The organism is Croceicoccus estronivorus, assembly GCF_001625325.1.
Lineage (GTDB): Bacteria > Pseudomonadota > Alphaproteobacteria > Sphingomonadales > Sphingomonadaceae > Caenibius > Caenibius estronivorus.
In genome coordinates, this window is record NZ_JRQQ01000009.1 from 120,081 (window position 1) to 141,194 (window position 21,114).

Below are 21,114 nucleotides of genomic sequence, written 5' to 3' on the forward strand. Positions count from 1 at the left end.
TACCTTTCCCGATCGGGTCAGAGCTGCATGTTCATGATTTCGCGATAGCTCTCGACCAGCCGCTGGCGGACTTGCATCGCCAGTTCGAGAGACAGCCGGGCTTCTTCGAGAGCATATGTGACCTGATGAACGGGCACTTGGTCGTCGAGCGCGAACTGCCGGGCCAGATCGTCCGCATGGGCGAGTTTTGCGTCCAGATTCTCGAGCCCGTTGGAGAGGATCGAAGCGAAGTCCCCATGTGCGGGAGATGGCGCCATGGCTGCGGTATCGCCCCCAAGCCGCGTTATCAGTGATGCGGTGTCTTCGGCTCCGACAGCGGAAATTGCGTTGATCTCGTTCACGATTGGCGCCCCAGTTGCAGTGCGCTGGAATAGATTTGCTGTGCTGCGGCCATCGCCACGAGATTGGCCTCGTAAGCCCGACTGGTGCGGACCATCAAAGACATCTCTTCTGCGTGGCTGATATTCGGGTACGTGACGAAACCCTGTTCATCCGCATGGGGATGGCCGGGCTCGTAGACCCGTTTCACACCATCGTCTTTGGCTTCGATACCGTAGACCCGGACCCCGTTCGGGTGAAGCGACGCGGTTTCGGTTTCAGTCGTGAGGACGCGCTGAAAGCTTTCCACTGGCCCAGAGACGAGCCGCCTTGCGATATATGCTGCTCCATCGCCGGTGCGGGTTGTGCTCATGTTCGCAAGATTTTGCGCGATGACTTCGAGCCTGCGCCATTCGACATCGAGGCCACTGCGGCTGATTTCCATTGCTTCCATTACTGGCCACCCCGCACGGTGAGGCGGGCGATTTGCATCTGCCGGTTGAGGACATCGACCAGCGCTGCATACCGCAGTGCAGTCTGCGATGCGGTCGCCATTTCGAGATCGAGGCGCAGTGCCGGTTCGCCATCTTGCGGGGTGGCGTGAACATATTCAGGATGCACGGCCCGGATGGCCTCGCGCCCGGAGTTTGACGCTTCTCGCAGACGTTCTTCGAATGTCACCCGCAGCGGCTGATAGCCGGGCGAATTGGCGTTGGCGATATTCTGTGACGTGGCAGTGGCGCGCATGGCCAGCCCGTCGAGCGCCTTCGTCAGAAGGAGAGCGGAAATTTCATCCATCGGATTGTCCTATTGCACCAGAATTTCGGCATGGAGCGCGCCAGCATCCTTCAATGCCTGAAGGATGCTGATCGTGCGGCGGGTATCGACACGTGCCTTGCTGAGCCCCTGGACCAGCGCCCCGACCGAGGTGTTGGGGAAGGTCAACACGGCGTCTTGGCCCCCCTGATCGACCTCAAGCTTGGTATTGGTGACGATCAGGCTGGAAACATCGCTGGCGAAGCCACCGATGAAGCTGGGCTGGGATGCGTAGTTTTCACTGGTGACAGTGACTTTCAGATCGCCCTGCGAAATCACCGCGCTGGATATACGCACGTCCGCCCCTGCAACGACTGTGCCCGTACGTTCGTTGATGACGATCCGTGACGAGGCAGCAGGTTCCACCCCGACGTTTTCGATTTCGGAGACGAATGCAGCAAGCTGATCGTGGGGCTTGCCGAAGCGGATGCGAACTTCATCGGCGTTGCGCACTTCGGCTATGCCAAACCCTAGCGTGGAATTGATGGCGTCTGCGATCCGTTGGGCAGTCGTAAAGCTGGGTTCAGTGAGCAGAAAAGAGAGGTGTCCATCACCTTTCAGGATGGAGGCATCGACGGCATTTTCGACCGTGGCTCCACCCGGTAGAACCGCACTGGTCGGATAATTGCGTTGTTGCCGGTTCAGGTTGGCTTCGAAATCGTAGCCGCCAACCGTCAACGAACCTTGTGCCAGTGCATAAGGGTGCTGGTCTGGCCCGATCAACGGTGTCATCAGCAGCGTACCTCCGGCCAGTGATCGGGCATCGCCGACCGAAGAAACCACGGCGTCGATCCGATCACCCGGATTGGCCGACGCAGGCAAAGTCGCGGTTACGATCACGACGGCGACGTTACGGCTGTTGATCTGGTCGTCGCTTACGGCAGTGCCGAGGCGGGACAGCACGCTGCGCAGTGCCTGACGTGTGATTTCGTTGCGCCGGGTATCCCCGGATCCCGAAAGGCCGGTAACGATGCCATAGCCAATCAAGGCATTGTCTCGCCAACCGTCAAATCGCCCGAGCGCTTTTATCGGGACTCCCTGCGCCTGTGCCGCATTGCTTGCGACCAGAGCGAGAACGGCCAGAAGCGCGGCCCACCCCCGCTGAAAGAGAGCGTTACCGTTCATCAGCCGATTCCCAGGAAACTGAGTATGCGATTGACGAGGCCGGGCTTGGCGCTGCGGCTCACGAAACCCTTGCCGTCATAGTCGATCTGGGCATCTGCGATGCGAGAGGAAAGCACGACATTGTCGGCTGAAATATCGCGCGGCCTGATCCGGCCGCGGACCCCGATTGAAGTATTCTCTCCATTGATAAGCATCTTCTGGGTTCCCTCGATGAGGAAATCGCCGTTGGATGCGAGGCCAGTCACCTGTGCGGTCATTCGGGCCACGAATTGTTCGGTGCGAACGACTTCGCCCTTGCCGCCATAACTGCCGCCGAATTCTAGCTTGGCGCTTTCATCGATACTGCCAGCGGCAAAACTGCCCCCGAAGTCTGTCTTCTTGGAGGAATTGTTCTGCAGCTTGCTGGATGCGCTGGCCGCCTCGTAAATCAGGACAGTCACCGTATCGCCGACGTCGCGTGCCTTGTCGTCAGTGGCGAATGCGGGCCATGCCCCACCGGTATAGAGCTGTTCTGCGTGGCTCGGCGCAGCTTGCGTGATCACGCTTAGAATGCCCAGGGAGGCGAACAGGGCGTGTTTCATCTTGTGGTCTTCTCTGTTGCGAAGGCTTGCAGAGGGGCGGCCAGTATCTTGCCGTCCACGGTGCGCACGAAAACGGCGCGGCCTTCGCGCGACGGTTGCATGGCATGGACTTGCCGTTCGATCGTGACGGGCCCTTGCGTGACTGTCAGAGTCAGCAGTTGTCCGGATTCGACCACCGACCTTGGGCTAACAGACAGCGAACCTAGATTCGTGCCTGCAGGCAGAGGGCGTGTCAGCATGGCCGCGCTTGCGGCGTTGTCATACCGCAGTGGAAGGCGGGGTGAGCCGCCGTGTCCACATGTTGCAGGAGCCACGACCTCTTGCGTGATATAGGCCCCAGCGTCGAGATTTTGCCGGAGCACGAAACATTCGTGTCCGGCGCGCCTGTCCTCACCCTCGATCTGTGCGGTGCGAACCGCGAAACGTCGGGATCCCCCAAGGAGGAGGCGCAAGTCGCGGCCTGGCACGCGTCGGCGCAATAGCACAGCGCGTTGCCCGGCGCTCAATTCGATTGTCGTTTGTCCTTTCGGGATGCGCATGGCGACGAGTTGGCCGATCGTCTCCCGTTCTTCAGGTGAGAGCAAAGCCAGATCGCGGACCAGTATGCGCCTGTCGGCAAGCTGGATGTCTCCATTCGTTTCGGTTTCCTGCCCGCGAAGTGTCGCTGGCAGGGCGCTGAGCCCCAGTGCTGCAAGGAGGATCAGGGCACGCATGGCAGAGCCTATTTCTTCAGATTGTTGGTGATTGCGGCCAGTTGGTCGGCGGTCTGCAAAACCTGTGCATTGGCCGCGAAAGCGCGCTGAATGACGAGGAGCCTGGTCATCTCCTCCGTCAGTTCCACATTGGAGCCTTCCACTGCGCGCTGTACCAACAGACCGGTGCCGTCTTCGCCTGGAATAGCGTCGGTCAAGCGGGCATCTTCTCCTGCGCGCAGCAGCCCACCGTCCAGTTGTTCCAATGCCTCTTCATAATCTGCCCGGACAAGTTCGATCTGTCCAAGTTCCACCGTTTCGCCAGCGGATGTCAGCGCAGTTACCAGGCCGTCGCGGCCAATATTCAGTTCTGTCGCGTCAGCCGGTACGGTAATCCCGGCGCGAAGAGGCAATCCGCCGGCGGTCGCAAGCGCGCCGTCATCGTTCACGCGCAAGGTGCCGCCGCGCCAGAGCAGGGCCTGGCCGCCTGGGCCCATCAGTTCGATGAAGCCCTGCCCATCGATGGCGATATCCAGCGAATTGCCGGTTGGACGGATCTCACCTTGCGCAAACAGCATGGGATGGGACGTGATCCGAACACCGCCGTTGGGGGGAAGAGTATCGTTGCGTGGCAGTGGAAGGGCGCCGTCCGGCTGGATCTGGTTGGCCAGGATCGCCGAAAAACAGGCGTCGGATCGTTTGAATGCGGGAGTATTCACATTGGCGATGTTGTTCGCCAACATCTCCAGCGCTTTCTGTTCGGCTCTCAGCGCAACGGCGCCGACTTCAAATGCCCCGTTCACTTGCTGCTCCTGCTGAAAGTGGTGATCGCCTGGCCGATCAGCTGGTCATAGAACTGCACCAGTCTTGCGCCGCCTTCCGCTTGCCGGGTGGCGGACATCATCGCGATCATTTCATCGCTCATTGTCACATTCGCGCTTTCCAGTTGCCCTTGATGCAGGATGCTGTCGCTCGCCTGCTCCATCGCACTGTCGGGCGCAGTGAAAATGCCCCCGCCCAACGTGGTGACCCGCTCCGGCGCGGCTGGCTCGAGAAGGGCGATGGTGGAGACTGGCAGACCGTTTTCGATTACGGTGCCATCGCCCAGGATCTCAGGCGTCGGGTTTGAAACGGTCAGGTCACCGCCGCCGGCTTGCTGCAATCTGCGCCCGGCCGGGTCGGCAACTACGCCCTCTGGCCCCACTGTGAATGAGCCGCCGCGTGAATAGACATAGACATCACCGTCGCGCAGCTGGATGAGCCCGGGACCGTAAATTGCCAGATCCAGCGGGCTTCCGGTTTCGCGCAACGCGCCCTGGGAAAAGTCGGTAGTGAAGTGAAGTTCACTGTCAGCGGCTGCCCCTGTTCTTGCTACACGTGGGCCAATTGCAGAGGCCGCCTGTTTCAGTGCGCTGGTGAAAGCCACCTGCCTTTTGTAGCCCGGCGTCGACGCATTCGAGACATTGAGGGCAGACGCTTCTACCCGGCGTTCCGAAGATGCAAGAATGCTCGACGCGGACTCGATGAGTCCCGACATAATACCCCCAAGAATTTGCCGTCGCCTTTTGGTTGGGGGAAGCGGGGCATCCAAGTCAACGCGGGTTATCTCCGTAACGGATGCAACAATTTATTTGTTTGAAATATAAGAAAATAACCCGTCATGAGGTTTCTTGCGCGAGAGTTCTGTCACCCTCGGGTACAAGGGGGTGACAGCTTTGTTCACTTCAAACCTTGAGTGGTGTCTGCTGCAAAATTTCTTCGCCTGCCGCTAAACAATCGGGCCGATCGTCGGATTGCCATTTCGGGAGGGGCCTTGCGCTCCTCATGACCGCGATTTCAGGCGAGGACGGAATGGTTGCGATTTTCACGGGTGCAGGTGCCGGTTTCACACGCGGCTCGGCCAATATCTTGGGCGGGGCCGGGCAGCTTGGCGGAGGCCTGCTGGGCCGGGGGGATGAAAGCGTGGCGGTCAACGCCGCGACGGGTAACCTGCTTGTAACGCAACAGGATGAGTTTCTGGTCGGACGTGGCCCGGACATCGGCATTTCGCGGACTTATAACAGCCTTGGCGATGCTGCCGACGGCGACAATGGCGACAACTGGCAACAAAGTACCACGCGGCGCGTTTTTGCGCTGACTGGCACTGCTGACACCGTGGGGAGCACGATCAGCCGGCAGGGTGGTGATGGTTCCGTGGTGGTCTATGCATGGGACGATGCCCGCGGCGCCTATGTCACTACCGCAGGCAGTGGCGCATTCGATACTCTGACCCAAACGACCGGAGTTTGGACCTGGACGGATGGCGATAGCCAGACAACCGAAACGTACGCAGCCCATGGTTCAGATAATTGGCGGATCGTCTCGACCACCGATATTGACGGCAATAGTCTGACTTATTCCTACCAAGGTGAAAAACTCGATACGGTTACGACCGCCGACGGTGCGTGGACACAGTATCTCTGGTCCGGGAACAATATCACGGAAATCGTCACGGGCTTCACTGACCTTGCGACCTCGACATCGCAAACGCTTACCCGCACTCGTTATGCTTACGATGCCAGCGACCGGCTGATCATGGTGACGACCGATCTGTCACCGCAGGATAATGCCGTTTCGGATGGAAACACTTATACCGTCACATACACATATGATGGCGCAAGCAATCGCATTGCCTCCATCGCGCAGACTGACGGCTCGTTGCTGGAAATCGCCTATGATGGTTCCGGACGCGTCGCAGCGCTGACGCAAACGGTGGCGGCGGGCGATACGCGCGTGACGAGCCTGGCTTATGGTTCTGGCCATACGGAAGTGACTGGTCCTGACGGCCAAGTCACCCGGCTGGACTACGATGCGGCTGGCCAACTGACGGCGATTACGGCTCCTCCGGCCTACACTGGTGCGACGGCACAGCAGGTTCAATTTGCATACGATGCGCAAGGTAATCTGGTCACGGTCACGGATGCCGAGGGAAACACCACAGCGTATGAGCACGACGCGAATGGCAATGTGACACGGGTCACGGATGCCAACGCGAACGTGGTGGAGCGGACTTACGATTCCGCCAATCGCCTGATCACCGAACTGGCCTACGGCTCCGGCGAAGCAGGGGCCAACGTGGCCCACTATGCGCAATATGCCTACGATGTAGAGGGGCATCTCCGCTATGCGGTGAATGGCGCGGGGCAGGTCACTGAATACGAATACACTGCACATGGCGAGTTGGCGCGCCGGGTCGATTATCCCGAAACCCCCTATCCAGTCGGTCCGGCCGCCATCGACGAAGCGGGAATGAATGCGTGGGTGACAGGGCTTGGCGACCTGAGCGCCGCACGCATCGCGTCCTATACATATGATGCGCGTGGTAATCGGACGGCGGTAACCGCCTATGGTGCCGCAGATGCTTCGGGCAATGCCGTCTCCACTGATGGCTTCAGCGCGACCTATCAGACTTATGATCAGGCAGGGCAGCTCCTGTCGCGCTATCGCGCTGGTGAACTGGCCGAAAACTTCATTTACGACGGGCTGGGGCGTCTGGTCGCATCGACTGACGTCAATGGTGGCACGACGACAATCGTTTTCAACGATACGGCTTTGACGACCACGGTTACGACGGCGGCAGGCTACACTAATGTTTCCTCGTTCAACAAAGCGGGGGAATTGGTCAGCCAGACGGGCAGCGGCGCCAATACGGCTGGAGGGACTGCAACCTACGCATACGATGCGAACGGGCGCTTGCGCATTGTCAGCGATGCAACCGGACGTACCAGCTACACCGTCTATGACAGGGCGGGCCGCAAGGTCGCCGATGTCAACCATCTGGGCGAGATCGTCGAATATCAATACGATCAGGCAAATCGCCTGGTGGCGACCGTTCGCCACGCAGATGTGCTCAGCGCCGGACAATTGGCCCAATTGGCTGATCCTGACAGTGATGTGGAACTGTCTGCCCTCCTTCCGGTGGCCAGCAGTCAGGATATCTGGAACTGGACCATCTATGACGATGGTGGGCGTGCCATCGAAAGTATTGGCAGTGACGGCAGTGTCGCCACCTTTGAATACGATCAGTCCGATCGCCTCGTTAAAACCACCAGCTATCTGAACATTCTCAGCCAGGCCCAGCTTGACGCCCTGAAACAGACAGCCCCTTCCACGGTGGTCCTCCCAGGGGCGAGCGGTGGCGACGCGGTTGCGCGCCAATTTTATAATGGCGCAGGGCAGATCGTCGGGACTCTAGACGGTGAAGGTTACCTGACAGAGATCGTTTACGATGCAGCAGGGCAAAAGCTGCAGGAAATCGCCTATGCGACAGTCACCAATGTGGCAGTGCGTGCCGGCGGTAGCTTCGCGGCATTGCGGGAGACAGTGGTCGGGGCATCAACGGTCGATCGGACGGCGCATTATGTCTACGACGGTCAGGGCCAATTGCGCTTCACTGTCGATGGCGCTGGCGGTGTCCGCGCCTTTGCCTATGACAGTGCGGGGCGGCTCACCACCACCACCGAATATGCGACCCGACTGACACTCACCGATTTTGCGTTTGATACGGTGAAGGCCGCGATTGTCAGTAACGGAGCCGATCGGGTCAGTTATACGGTTTATGACGCATCGGGGCGGGCTGCCTATGCCGTCGATGCGGAAGGCGGTGTTACGGGGCTGACCTATGACACTTCCGGTCGGGTGGTGAAATCGGTTCAGTTCGCGGACTTGTATGAAGGCGCAACCGGGCTTCCGTCACTGGCGGAAATGGATGGCTGGGCCGCCAATCCAGCCCATGCCAGCGACACTGCAAATCGCGTTGACCGCAACTGGTACAGTGAGCGTGGCGAACTGCTCTACACTGTCGATGCCGGAAATTACGTTCGTGGCTTTGTGTATGATGCAGAAGGTCGCAAGATCGGGGAAAATGCGTGGCCGAATGGCGTGGTCGTTGCCGATGCAGTCACGGTTGCGCAAGTTGCGGCGGCGGCGGCCGGAGCAGGCAGCCCCATCGCGCAAAGCTATAGCTATGACAACGCCGGGCGCCTGCTGACGAGCACGGATGGCGAAGGTTTCGTGACGCGCAATGCATACGATGCATTGGGCCAGCTGGTCGATGTCTACGTGGCGGATGGAACGAACAAGGCGGTTCGCGCCCACTACGAATACGATGCCGCCGGGCGTCTCGTGGCTGCGTATCATGCCTATGGTACATCCGAACAAGTCGGTTCCTTCTATGCCTATGATGGTCTTGGCAACCGGATCAGCACGACCGATGCCAATGGCCATACCACCACTTACAATTATGACGAGTTGGGGCAGGTTCTCTCAGCGACCAATGCACTGGGCGGGGTGACGGCTTACGAATACGATGCCTTCGGCAATGTGGTGAAAACAACCGATCCGAAAGGTAATGCGACCTATAGTTATTATGACAGCCTCAATCGGTTGATCGCAACGCGCGATGCGGCAGGCTACGTTTCCCGCACGATTTATAATCGCTTTGGCGATGTGATTTCGGTCGAGCAATACAGTCTCCCGGCGAATGGTGCGGGTGAGACTGGCGTGGCGGTGTTCGATCCGGAACTGGTCCCCGAAGATCCCTATGAATATGCGGACGGCTTGCAGGCCATAGCCGATGATCTCGACGCACAGGCGGCGCAGGCTGAATCCGACGCGGTGCAGGCCCAGGCTGATGCAGACGCTGCAGCGCAAGCAGCGAGCGATGCGGATGCGGTAGTCGATGATCTGGAGGCCCAGCTGGCATTGCTCGGCAGCGGGCAAGCCGTGCAACTGCTTCAGGCCCAGATCGATCAGGCTCAGGTCGATGCGACAGCTGCGCATGCCTTGGCCGATGCCGCGCAAGCCGATGCTGACACAGCCTGGGCCGCTGCCGCCCCGCTCCGCGCTGATGCCGATGCTGCGCAGTCTGATGCGGATACAGCCCAGGCTGCGGCTGATGCTGCGGTTGCGAATGCCGGCCAGTTACATGCCACAGCCGATAGCCTGGATGCGCAAGCTGCACAGGCCGACACGGCAGCTGTGCAAGCGGAAGCAAATGCAACGGCAGCCGCACAGGCCGCCGCCGCCGCTGATGCGGTGGTGGATGACCTACAGGATCAACTGGACGCGCTCGGGGGTGGAAGTTCCGCGCCTGGGGTTGATTATTCAGCTGAACGTGCAGCTGCTTTGGCTGATCCGGTCTCTTGGTTGGGTGATCACCGGGATTGGCTCAAGCAGAAAGAGAATTCTTCATATTCTCTAATGCGAGGATCATCTGGAGAATATTCCGATCAATATGGGAGGTTTGGAGCATATTTTGAGTATTTAGAAATTCTAGAAGATTTTCTAGAGGGAGAGGCTAATAATAATGCAAGTGATAATGCTGTAGTAAGTTACATAAACGGGTATTTTGATCATTTAGATTGGAAAATTTCCCATCCTTTTGGCGATATTAATGCGGCGTATTCGAGTAGTGAGCAATGGATAGATTGGAGAGAGAGTGAAATTAAATATCTTATAGAATACTATATGGATTTAAGGGGGGGAATGCAGGGGGGCGGCCCTCGACAGAAGCTGGAGCATGTAATAAGTGTTCTTGGAGGGTCTTTATATAATATTTTAAAGGCAAAGTACGATATAGAAAATTCTTGCTATTCCATAGGATGGGATAGTGACTATGATAATTTTGATAGCTACTATAAATTTTACGGTTTTTATTTATCATACAAAATTAGTGAATCGGTCTTGTATGCTAGGGTCTCTGCTGGGAGCGGGCATCCTTCTGACTATCGTGCGAATGTGCAGATTTCTGCCTATTATGATGTAGGTGGGGAGGTAGAGGCCAATGCGTCGCCTGAACAGATACTGCAAGCTCAACTGAACCAGGCAATCACCGATGCTGACGCCGCCCATGATGCGGCGGATGCGGCGCAACTTGCTGCTGGCAATGCCTTGGCCGCAGCCACGCAGTTGCATGCGGATGCCGATCAGGCCGAGCTTGATGCCATTGCCGCCGATGGCGACGCACAGACAGCGGCCACATATGCAGCCCAACTTCAGGCCGATGTAGACGCTCTCGATCTGATCGCAGCTCAGGCAGAGGCAGCCGCAGCTGCCGTGCAGGCCGATGCAGATGCACTGGCCCAGGCGGCTTCCGATGCCGATGCCGCAGTGGCCAGCTTGCAGGCGCAGATGGCGGAATTGCTCAATCCAACGGTGGATTATTCAAGCGAGCGTGCGGCCGCGCTGGCGGACATGAATACCTGGCTGTCTGATCGACAGACATGGCTAAACAGTGCCCGGATCGAGGCTGATAACCTTGCTTCGGCCAGCAGTGGGCTCCTGCGTGATGAGTTCGAGGCATATGCCGACCGGCTGGAGCAGGAATCCTATATTGCCCAGGATCTGCGCTACCTCCCTTCCGGTTCCTACAACGAGGTGAGGAAGGCGAACTACATTAACCAGTTCTTCGATAACCTGACCTCGCAGGCAAACAATCTCCCCATGGATCGCGCGGCTGCGTTGGCTGATCCGGAGGCATGGCTCGAAAGCCGAAAAGAGGATCTCTCGAACTGGATTGACAGTCTTTACACGCTCGATCAGTTTAATGGTGGCAGCAACAAATTTGATAATACCTATCAGGCGTATCAAGCCGTCTGGGCGACGATGTTTGAAGCCCTATACGATCTCGAGCATAATACTTATTCAACCAATTGGCCTGATCGCAAAGATGAATGGTCCGATTTTTACGAGGATGTTCGACAAAATCCGAACACTCTGCCCAACAACCTGCAACATAGTTCTCAGCACGCTTCGAACTATCGTGCGGTGCTGGCGATCAACGCCTATTTCGATTTCGTGGCAGAGGCGGGGTCTCCCTATACCAGCCTGACGCCGGAACAATTGCTCCAGCTCCAGCTCGGTCAGGCGAATGCGAGCGCAAGCACGGCCCATGCCGCTGCTGATGGGGCGCAGGTAGATGCAGATACCGCCGCTGCCATGGCACTGCAGATGCGGGCCGATGCGACACAGGCTCAACTCGATGCCGATGCCGCTTATGCAGACGCGTTGGCGAATTCGGGTATCGCCATCCGTGACCATTTCGTTCTGCTGAACCTTGGGCAAATGGGCCCCGCTGCGGTTACCAACTTTGGATACGACCGGCTTGGCAGGACTGCATGGAAAGTTGATGCGGAAGGCTATCCGGAATTCTACCAGTATAACGCCTTTGGACAGCAGGTCGCACTCTCACGCTATTCACAGGCGATGCCGACCGGGCAGGTGCCGGACCTCGATGGCGAACTGCCCCCTGAAGTCGTTGCGGCCTATGACCATGCCGCCCAATTGCAGGCGGCCGCCGATGCGATAGCTGCCCAGATCGCCAATGCGCAGGCTGATCTCGCCAATGCGCTGGCCAATCCGTTGCCCTATCTGCAGTCGCATCTGGATGATCAGAATGCCCAGCTTGCGACGATGAACGCCGAACTGGCCGATCTGCAAGAAGAATACGACGATGCCAATATCATCGAACAGTGGTTCGTTCTGGGGCCGCAGATCGATGCTCTGGAAGATGACATTTCTGATCTCGAAGCGCAGATCGCTGCTGTCGAGGCAGAGGTGCAAAGGGTGCAGAACGGTCAGGGCCTGACAAACCTGGGCACTGCCATCGTCGAAGCGAACTTCGATCCGAACCAATTACAGGGCCAGTTGCAGGCGGCACAGGTCGCTGCCGATCAGGCATTGGCGGATGCGCAGGCATTGGAAACGCAGTCATCAGGACTTGCGGGGACCGAAGCCAGAACGCAATTCGTCTATGACAATCGTGGCCAGCTGACGCGGGTTACCGATGCCCAGGGGTATTTTGAAACGTTTGGCTACGACGCTTTCGGGCGCCGTGTGTCGCAGACCGCAAAGTCCTCCACATCGCCGGTAACGGCCGGTGCCACTACCACATATACATATGACAAGCGCGGGCTCTTGCTGTCGGAGACATTGCCAATAGCTTCACGCACGAGCAGCGGCTCCGTTCAATCTTCAACTGTCATCAACCGCTATTTCTACGATGCCCGCGGAAACAGGATCAAGACAGTCGAAGCCGATGGCCTGAATGAGGAGCGGACGACCGAATATACCTATGACAATCTGGATCGCCTGATCGAAACCAGAAGGGATTCAATCAGCGGGCTGGCGATCAATACAAGCAGCAAGGCGGTATCGAGTGTTTCAGGGCGCCCGACTGAAACAATTGCCTATGATGCGCTGGGCAATGTCATCCGGACCGTTGACGCCGCCGGCGCGAAAACGGTGTTTTTCTATGACGACCTGAATCGCAAGGCGGTCGAGATCAATGCGCTCGGCACATACACGGCGTACGAATATGACGCGAACGGCGATGTCACCCGGGTCCGGGTTTACGACCAGACCAGCAATGTTCCTGCCACTGGGGGACAGGAAAGTCAGGCGCCCAATGCACCCAATGGAACATCTCGCGAGACGCAGTTCTCCTATGACAACCTGGGCCGGATGACCGAAAGCCGTGTGATCGGAGTCACGACTGGTGGGGCGTCCGGTTCGAACTGGAACAGTTCCTCCCAACCGATCAGTACGTCTTATGAGTATGACTATCTGGGCAATCTGGTCAAAGTCACGGACCCCAACGGTAACAAGACCTGGAATTATTATGACAGGCTTGGTCGCAAGACGGCGCAGGTCGATGGACAAAATTACCTGACCAGATGGACGCTGGATTTCGAGGGTAATGTCACCGAGGAGCGCCGCTATGCCAATTCGGTTGGCAATCCTGGCAGCACGAGCAACGCGCCCTCGGCCAGCAACAATTCCGATGACCGGATTACGCAATATACTTATGATCTCAATGGCAACCGACTGAGTGAGAAGCGGCTGAACGTCAAGGTTCAGAGCGGCAATGGTGGATACAGCACGGTCGATGCGACTATCAGCTATCAATACAACGGTCTCGGCCAGGTCGTTCGCAAGACTGAGGCGACCGGCGATCAGACAGAGTTCGTTTATGATGCCGGTGGGCGCCTCACGCGTGAGGTGAAAGAGCAGTCTGCCGCTGATTATTATTATGATGGCCTGGGGAATCTGACACGAAACGTCGAAGCCGCTGTCAATGGCAGTTCGGCACACGTCACGACATATGCCTATGGTGCTGGCGGTCGGCTGACGAGCATGACCGATGCCGGTGGCTACGTGCATGGCTATTTCTACGATGAGGCGGGGCGGCTCGTGCTCGAATCCTACGTCCGGGATGGTCGCACCGAGGCGATCGGGCATCGTTACGATGTGCTGGGCCGCAATCTTGGACAAGCCTATTACATAAAATCGGGTAGCAACTGGGCGTTCCAGTCGAATAACGACTACTCGTCGCTGCAATACAATGTTCACGGCGAAGTGACGAAGATCGGCATCAACGGTCTATGGCAACAGGAAAACAAATATGACGGGGCTGGCCGCATATGGGCGACAAATGCGGGAGACGGCATCTGGAAATATTACGGCTATGACAAGAACGGCAACCAGACGCTTGCGGTAACGTCTGCGGGCTATGATCTTGCCGGGTTGAATTCCATCACTGCAGCTTATGCCAAGCGCAGCCAGACGGACGTCAATGCAACCATTACAGCATATGACGGTCGCAATCTTGCGACGAAGGTCGTGGAGGAAGGACGGCAGCTCAGCACATCCAGCACAGTCCAGTTGACCAGCACGCGGAGCTATAACGCCTTTGGCGAGGTGGCGAGCGAGACGGATGCCAATGGCGGGACTGTCACCTACACATACAACACCATGGGCCGTGTCATTACGGCGCAAAGCCCGCAGGTCGCGATAGTGACGGAAGCTGGCACGACCCAGAACGTCCGTCCGACAGAAAACTATTACTATGACAAGTCGGGCCGCCTGACCGGGCAACGCGATGCCAACGGTAATTTGACTCGTTATACATTGCAGGCCGGTTCCGGCTATGGCGGTACGCAAGCGTTGGTGAGGCAGGAAATCCACGCCGATGGCGGAACCGTGACGACCGTCTACGACGCGCATGGCAATGCGATCAAGGTTACCGATGAAGTCGGGCTCATCAAGAATATGAGCTATGACAATCTCGGTCGGCTGACGCAGGTGACCAACCCCGGTGGATTGGTCGATTATTACACATATGACGTGCTTGGCCAGCGCCTCACGCACTACAACAGCCTGCTCGGCGCCGGGGACAAGGAGATTACCGGTTATGACATTCAGGGGCGCATTACCTCTCAGCGCGCCTTTGGTGGAGACACGACAACCACGTCCTACGTATGGAACAGCGCAATCGCCACGGGGGGCCTGGGCACGTTCGGTGGCTGGATAGAAACGACCGGGTACGCCAATGGCAAGACTCTGATCGAACGAAGCGATTTGTTCGACAGAACCGTTCAGCGCACTGACCTTGGCGGTAATGTCACCAATTTCTCATACGATGAAGCAGGGCGTCTCGCATCCAGCGCGAGTGGTTTGGCCAGTAATCAATATACGTATTACAACACAGGCCAGATCGCGACTACCGCCACGACCACGAACTACCAGTACTACTCTGCCTATCCCTATATCTCCGTCTACAGCGCCACGGCTACCAGCCAGGCGGCCTATACTTACGACAAGACCGGCAATCGGTTGACCGAGCTGGGGACGACCACAACGACAATCAGCGGCGTGGCGACCACGGAAACCTGGAAGAACCAGACTGCCACATACGATGCATTGGGCAGAATGAAGACGTGGAAGGAAGCGGGGACGACAACGTCACCAGCTGCCGATCTGACCTATTCCTATGACGCGGCCGGCAACGTCCGGCATTCCGTTGGTAATTATTCCAGACTCGACGCCAGTGGCGCGGTGGCTGGCACGGATTCGCAGGATTACTGGTTCCGCTATGACAGTATGAACCGTCTCGTCGTTGATCGGGGGGTCCTGTCTGATGGCGAGATTCGGCGTAACCACGCTGACACTGACAGCCTGGAAATCCTCTATGATCAGGCCGGCAGACGAACGAACGTCGTCAAGACCGTTTACACCCCCGGCAGCGTGATCCCGGGTGGGTGGGGCACAGTCCCTGCGACATATCTGGAGCGGCGTGAAATCTACAACTACAACGCCGCTGGCAGTTTGTCGCAGGTCGACATTGCCTCGGGCAGTCTGCTGGTTGATCAGAACCCCGGCACCCCTCCCGAATCGGTCCCGTCAGCACCCACGACCGGGACGAAACGCTCAAGTTTCACCTATGATGCAATGGGGCGCCTTACCCGGCAGCTTGACTATGATACCGGCGGCGCGAACGCGGTCTATGACCGGGCGATTACCTACAATGCGAAGAGCCAGATAACAGCCGAAACGGTAATCACAAAGAAGACCGACGGCACCACCTACAAGTCGGTCAGCAGCTATAGCTATAACGATGGTGCCGGGGTTTACACGCTCGGTTCGGTCGGTGCAGTCACCAGCACCAACACCCACCTCAACTCCGGATCGAGTTCGTGGAAAAACGACAAGGGCACCAGCGACACATATACGTATATCTGGCGTGACGGTGCAGTGCAGAGCCAGATCCGCCATATTGCGGATACGAGCGACAATAGCCCGACCTACTACACCAATCTCTCCTATGACGCGGCAGGGCGATTGACGAGCGCCTACATTGCCGATGGCAAGCCTCGTTACGTTACGTATCGGCTGGATGAGAACGGGCAGATCATCAAGCGGGATGAAACGCGGCCGTCTAATGCTCCCTCCAGCCAAACCGGCAGCCCGCACGAGATATGGTACCGTTTCGGCGGGCGGGAAATGGGCTACACGGGTAACAACGGCACATCGGATGTCGATTACACGATGTCGATTGCCGCACGGCAGAAGGTTGCGCCTTCCAATCCGGGTACCTTCCGGGATGGATCCACCATCGCCAACACTTACGCCGATTTCGCGCAGAGTTATGATCCGATCAATTCCTTTGGCCAAGGGGCCGCAGGCGGAACCTATACGGTCAGGACCGGTGACACTCTCCAATCTGTCGCCCAGTCTGTGTGGGGGGATGCCAACCTCTGGTACAAGCTTGCCGAGGCCAACGGTATCAGTGGCAATGCGGGGCTGATCGAAGGGCAGGTCCTGCAATTGCCCGCAGGCGTGATGCGCAACACGCACAACGCCGGCACGGTCAATCCCTACGACCCCAGCGAAACGATCGGCAACCTGTCGCCGACCACACCCAAGCCACCGAAGAAGAACAAGTGTGGCGGGTTAGGCGCAATCTTGTTGGCCACGGTTGCCGTTGCGGTAGCAGCATTTGCAGGGCCTGGAATTGTGAGCGCTTTCGCGAAAGTCGGCGGGGCGCTGGCCGGCTCACTAGGGGCCTCAGTTGGTACGTTTGTCGGTCTGAGCGCAGCTGGGGCGGTGTCCAGTGCGGTTAGCCAAGGTGTCGGTCTTGCTACCGGTATTCAGGATAATTTTAGCTGGAAGGCAGTCGGAATGTCTGCCCTGAAGGCTGTAGTGGCCGGTTTGCCGAACACTGGTGATTTCTTCACGGACGTCGTGAGAGGTGCCTTCAGCGAAGTCGTTGGTCAGGGGGTCGCGCTCGCCGTCGGTCTTCAAAGCAAATTCGATTTTGCGGGCGTAGCTGCTGCAGGGATCGGGGCCGGTGTCTTTAGCAAGGTGAACGTAGGAACGGCATCGCTCGGGCGAACTGGATCCGCTGCAGTGTCCGGAGTGGCAGCAGCGATTGCGAATGCGGCAACAAGGTCGGCAGTCGAAGGTTCTAGCTTTGGGGGTAATTTGAGCCGCGCTGTGCCAAATGCAGTTGGCTCGGCACTTGGTGGAGTACTTGCAGGGGCGCTATCTCCTGGGGGCAGGGCAAATGTCACAGGCAATGCCGAAGTTGGGGCGGATGTGATCGGTGAAGTCATGCGTCGCCTCGAAGGGGCTAACCCTTTAGCCGAGGCAGCGGCGCTTGACACAGCGGCTTTGGCCAGTCCGATTGCGACCGGCGGTATCACCATTGGGAAAACCGCCGAAGCAACTGCAGTTGCAGCGGAATTCCGTTCCACATCGAGCGCAGAGCAAGTGGGTATAGTTGTCACTGCTGATCGTCAAATGTTCAGCTTGATAAAGTCGATGTCGGACTATCAATTCTGGAATTTGTATTATCCGATAGAGCAAGTGTGGAGGGGAGCGTCTGAAATAGCAGGAGGCTCACCTTCCGACTTGAGGCCTGCATTGGTCACATTGGCACACACAGTGCTAAATACGATTCCCTCGTCTCCTCAGATTTCCAACGGCTACGGCATATCTGCGGCACAACCTGACAGCTTTCTTGGGCGGCTGTTGTCAGGCGCAAAATACGCTTATCAAAGCTCCGTTCAGGCGTCAGGATCAATGCCGGACTTTGTAGGCGCAAAGGGAGTATCAATCGCCGGAAATGTGGTTTCCGGAGGAATACGATCAGCTGTCGATTATCTTTACCCCGATAATTCTACCCTTGCGACGAATGGCTACGTAGCCGAGCATAACGCCACAAATCCCTGGTATCGGCAGATACCGACACACTCTCAGTTAAATAGAGCACGTGCGTTCGCACTCGAGACGATTGCAACTGGTGTTGCTAGTGCACCTCGGGGCCTGACGGTGAGAGGTGTAGGCGCAGAGGGTGCAGGTGCGCGCGGGCTCGGAGTTAGCCCGTATGTTACCAATGGCGACCTGGTGGAGAGCATTGCTACCCGCGCGGACGATTGGGGCATTCGCAATGGGTTAGGGAATGGTCCTGTTGCGGGCACGATCAAGCACGGATACGCTGAAGAGGTTCTAACTCGCTATCAGCGCATGTTCGGCGATCGCGGTTTGATTGCGGAAGCGCGCTACGCTGGCGGAGCGCCTTGGCAACCGGGCATCCCTACCACCGGTTCGATTCGCCTTGATGTGGTTGAAGGTCCGCTCACCAATCCCACCCAGGTTTGGGATTACAAGTTCGGTCAAGCCAAGCTATCAGAGTCACGCATTACTCAAATCCAAAATGGCATTCCTAACGGAGCCAATGTTCCCATTCTTATGGTGAAGCCATGAACGATAAACGAACAACTTTGCTCAGAAAATACGCTCCGATGACCAAAGGGCAGCTTAAGGCTGTCGTCTCGGAATATGCGGCGCACTTCCCCGAGTGGGCAATTTTTGTTGATGGCACTGCATTTGTACGTCGTTCTGGTCCGATCCAGCAGATGATCTGGTTCCAAAAAATGAGTTCCGCTGCCTATCGGCCCACGCATGGAATAAGTTCGCTGGTGCTGCCAGAAGCGCATATTCGGATGTTGTCTCAGGTTCTTGACGTGAAGCACCGCGAGATCGAGCATCGTTGGCACGACCGTAAGTTTGCCGACACGCTAGCTGCGATGGAGGAACAGTTTAGGCCCGACATCCGCAAGCCGCTGGACCTTGCCGAGGTGCTAGCATCGTGTGAGGCCGAGGCGGCCGCTATGCTCGACACCACCAATAACATGGCGATGCTAGCGATCCTCTATGCTTGGCTCGGACGGGATACCGACGCGCTCGATTGCTGCGAGCGGATGCAGCATTGTCCGCCTCCTACGCTGGCACCGATGCCTGAGTGGGAAGAAGCCACGCGTGTGTTCGGTCGCGACCTTGCGAAGGCGGTGCAAGTTGGATCGGCAAGGGAGTTTCTGGAGGTGGCAGCGGAAAAATGAACGGCAAGATGGAAACTCAGTTACCGTTAGCTTGGGTGCAAAAGGGAGATAGGTCGCCCAGACTTTTCCGGCGGACGCGAGCGAAGATATTGTCGCACTATGCGGTGGGAAGCCTCTTTCGCGGATCTAACTGCTATGCCTTGTCTTCAATCGGACATCTCGACTGTTAGGAGGGGGCACGCGCTTATTGCCATAGCGCCAAAGCTCGCTCTAATTATCACTCTCCCTCCCTCGCACCAGAAACGACATTGCCATCTCCTGCCTGATCGCACTACGGTCCGGCCTGCAGACCGCCTGAAGTGCGGCGATGGATGGAAGAGGATAAGTGATGGCGTGGGATGAGAAGTGCGACGTGCTGGTGGTCGGTTCGGGCGCTGGCGGCATGGTGGGGGCTTACGTCGCCGCGCGGGAAGGGCTGTCGGTCATACTGGTGGAAAGCAGCGACCGGTTCGGCGGCACCTCCGCCTATTCGGGTGGCGGTGCATGGCTGCCGTGCAATCCCGTGTTGAAAAGGGCGGGCAGCGACGAAACTCTTGAAGAAGCCGCGGTGTATTACCACGCGGTCGTAGGGGATCGCACGCCCCGGGCACTGCAGGATGCCTACCTCGAAGCGGGTGCCCCGCTTATCGAGTATCTCGAACAGGACCCCGACTTCGAGTTCATGGTCTATCCGTGGCCGGACTATTACGGGCTGGCGCCCAATGCCAGCGCGGAGGGTCGCCATATCATGCCGATGCCTCTTGCGGCATCGGAGCTGGGCGAATTGCGCGCGACGTTGCGCCCTAATCTTGCGGAGGAACGCGCGGGGGAGGCCTTGGCCGATGAACTCCTGGGCGGGCAGGCCCTGATCGGGCGTTTCCTGCTGGCGCTCTCCAAACGGCCCAACGCGGACTTGCGGCGGGAGACCGCGCTGGTCGAACTCGTGCGTGAAGGTGATCGGGTGACAGGCGCAGTCGTGCGTGGTGTGGGCGGAGACCGGCGGATTGCCGTGGAGCGCGGCGTCATCATCGCGGCAGGCGGGTTTGAGCATAATGCGGAAATGCGCACGCGTTATGGCGTGCCGGGGACAACCAGTGGAGCGATGGGGCCGAAGAGCAATACCGGCGTGCCGATCCAGGCGGGCATTGCGATTGGTGCCGATGTCGATCTGATGGATCAGGCCTGGTGGTCGCCGGGCCTGATGCGGCCGGATGGCAGCGCAACCTTCACGCTCGGTTTCGATGGCGGGATGTTCATAAATCAGCACGGGCAGCGCTTCATGAATGAGTCCGTGGCGTATGACCGCGCCGGGCGTGAGATCATTGGGCTGTTGGAGGCAGGCAAGCTGACTCTGCCCTTCTGGCTGGTGTATGATGACCGTGATGGCGGGGCTCCGCCGATTCAGTTCCCTAACCAGCCGATCGGCAATCTCGATGATTATCGCGCCGCGGGGCTGCTGCGCAGTGGCGCGACACTGGCCGAACTGGCGGCCAGGATCGATGTTCCGGCCGATGCGCTGGAGGCAAGCGCGCAGCGTCTCAATGGGTTTGTGGAACGCGGTGAGGACGAAGATTTCCACCGCGGCGTGGAAGCTTACGATCGCATGTTCAGCGAAGGTAAGCCCCCCATGGATACCGTTTCACGGCCACCGTTCCATGCGATGGCTTTCGGACTGTCTGACCTGGGCACCAAAGGCGGCTTGCGGACGGACGAAAATGCGCGCGTGCTGGATAGCAATGGCCAGGTGATCCAGGGGCTCTACGCGGCTGGCAATTCCATGGCTGCCGTCAGTGGCGAGGCCTATCCGGGCGGCGGCAATCCGGTCGGATCAAGCATGGTCTTTGCCTATCTGGCGGCGCGCGACATGGCCTGAACGGTGAAAAT

The 21,114-nt window shown here is 58.0% G+C and carries 11 protein-coding genes; 3 read left to right on the forward strand and 8 right to left on the reverse strand.

Going from position 1 to position 21,114, the window contains the following annotated elements; genetic code table 11:
- Positions 1 to 17: 17 nt before the first annotated feature.
- From fliE to MB02_RS14360, 8 genes are read right to left on the reverse strand one after another with little or no spacing between them, the layout of a single operon-like run.
- Entirely contained in the window at positions 18 to 341 is a 324-nt protein-coding gene (gene fliE / locus MB02_RS14325; protein ID WP_082826217.1) for a flagellar hook-basal body complex protein FliE, read from the reverse strand.
- Positions 338 to 772, reverse strand: coding sequence for a flagellar basal body rod protein FlgC (flgC, locus tag MB02_RS14330; protein ID WP_067539065.1), 435 nt, complete (start codon positions 770 to 772; stop codon positions 338 to 340). The genes fliE and flgC overlap by 4 nt, the downstream gene beginning before the upstream one ends.
- Complete coding sequence (locus MB02_RS14335) at positions 772 to 1,116, reverse strand: flagellar basal body rod protein FlgB (RefSeq protein ID WP_067539067.1); 345 nt, start codon at positions 1,114 to 1,116, stop codon at positions 772 to 774. Before MB02_RS14335 ends, flgC begins: the two co-directional genes overlap by 1 nt.
- Before the next feature lie 9 nt (positions 1,117 to 1,125).
- A complete protein-coding gene (flgI, locus tag MB02_RS14340; protein ID WP_067539070.1) occupies positions 1,126 to 2,259 on the reverse strand; it encodes a flagellar basal body P-ring protein FlgI in 1,134 nt (377 codons plus the stop codon).
- Positions 2,259 to 2,840 carry a flagellar basal body L-ring protein FlgH gene (locus MB02_RS14345; RefSeq protein ID WP_067539072.1) on the reverse strand — a complete coding sequence of 194 codons (582 nt, stop codon included), beginning with the start codon at positions 2,838 to 2,840 and terminating at the stop codon, positions 2,259 to 2,261. Before MB02_RS14345 ends, flgI begins: the two co-directional genes overlap by 1 nt.
- Complete coding sequence (locus MB02_RS14350; protein WP_067539073.1) at positions 2,837 to 3,553, reverse strand: flagella basal body P-ring formation protein FlgA; 717 nt, start codon at positions 3,551 to 3,553, stop codon at positions 2,837 to 2,839. The genes MB02_RS14345 and MB02_RS14350 overlap by 4 nt, the downstream gene beginning before the upstream one ends.
- An 8-nt stretch (positions 3,554 to 3,561) precedes the next feature.
- Positions 3,562 to 4,335 carry a flagellar hook-basal body protein gene (locus MB02_RS14355; RefSeq protein ID WP_067539076.1) on the reverse strand — a complete coding sequence of 258 codons (774 nt, stop codon included), beginning with the start codon at positions 4,333 to 4,335 and terminating at the stop codon, positions 3,562 to 3,564.
- Positions 4,332 to 5,069 (reverse strand): flagellar hook-basal body complex protein, encoded by a 738-nt coding sequence (locus MB02_RS14360; RefSeq protein ID WP_067539080.1) that lies wholly within the window; start codon positions 5,067 to 5,069, stop codon positions 4,332 to 4,334. Before MB02_RS14360 ends, MB02_RS14355 begins: the two co-directional genes overlap by 4 nt.
- A gap of 287 nt (positions 5,070 to 5,356) precedes the next feature.
- Here MB02_RS14360 and MB02_RS14365 point away from each other — a divergent pair, with 287 nt between their 5' ends.
- The 3 genes from MB02_RS14365 (at position 5,357) to MB02_RS14375 (ending at position 21,103) form a co-directional block, all read left to right on the forward strand.
- A complete protein-coding gene (locus MB02_RS14365) occupies positions 5,357 to 18,616 on the forward strand; it encodes a LysM peptidoglycan-binding domain-containing protein (protein WP_067539083.1) in 13,260 nt (4,419 codons plus the stop codon).
- Positions 18,613 to 19,251 carry a hypothetical protein gene (locus MB02_RS14370; RefSeq protein ID WP_156495533.1) on the forward strand — a complete coding sequence of 213 codons (639 nt, stop codon included), beginning with the start codon at positions 18,613 to 18,615 and terminating at the stop codon, positions 19,249 to 19,251. The genes MB02_RS14365 and MB02_RS14370 overlap by 4 nt, the downstream gene beginning before the upstream one ends.
- 328 nt (positions 19,252 to 19,579) lie before the next feature.
- Positions 19,580 to 21,103: an FAD-binding protein gene (locus MB02_RS14375; protein ID WP_067539089.1), complete on the forward strand. Its 1,524-nt coding sequence runs from the start codon at positions 19,580 to 19,582 to the stop codon at positions 21,101 to 21,103.
- The last annotated feature ends 11 nt before the right edge of the window (positions 21,104 to 21,114 follow it).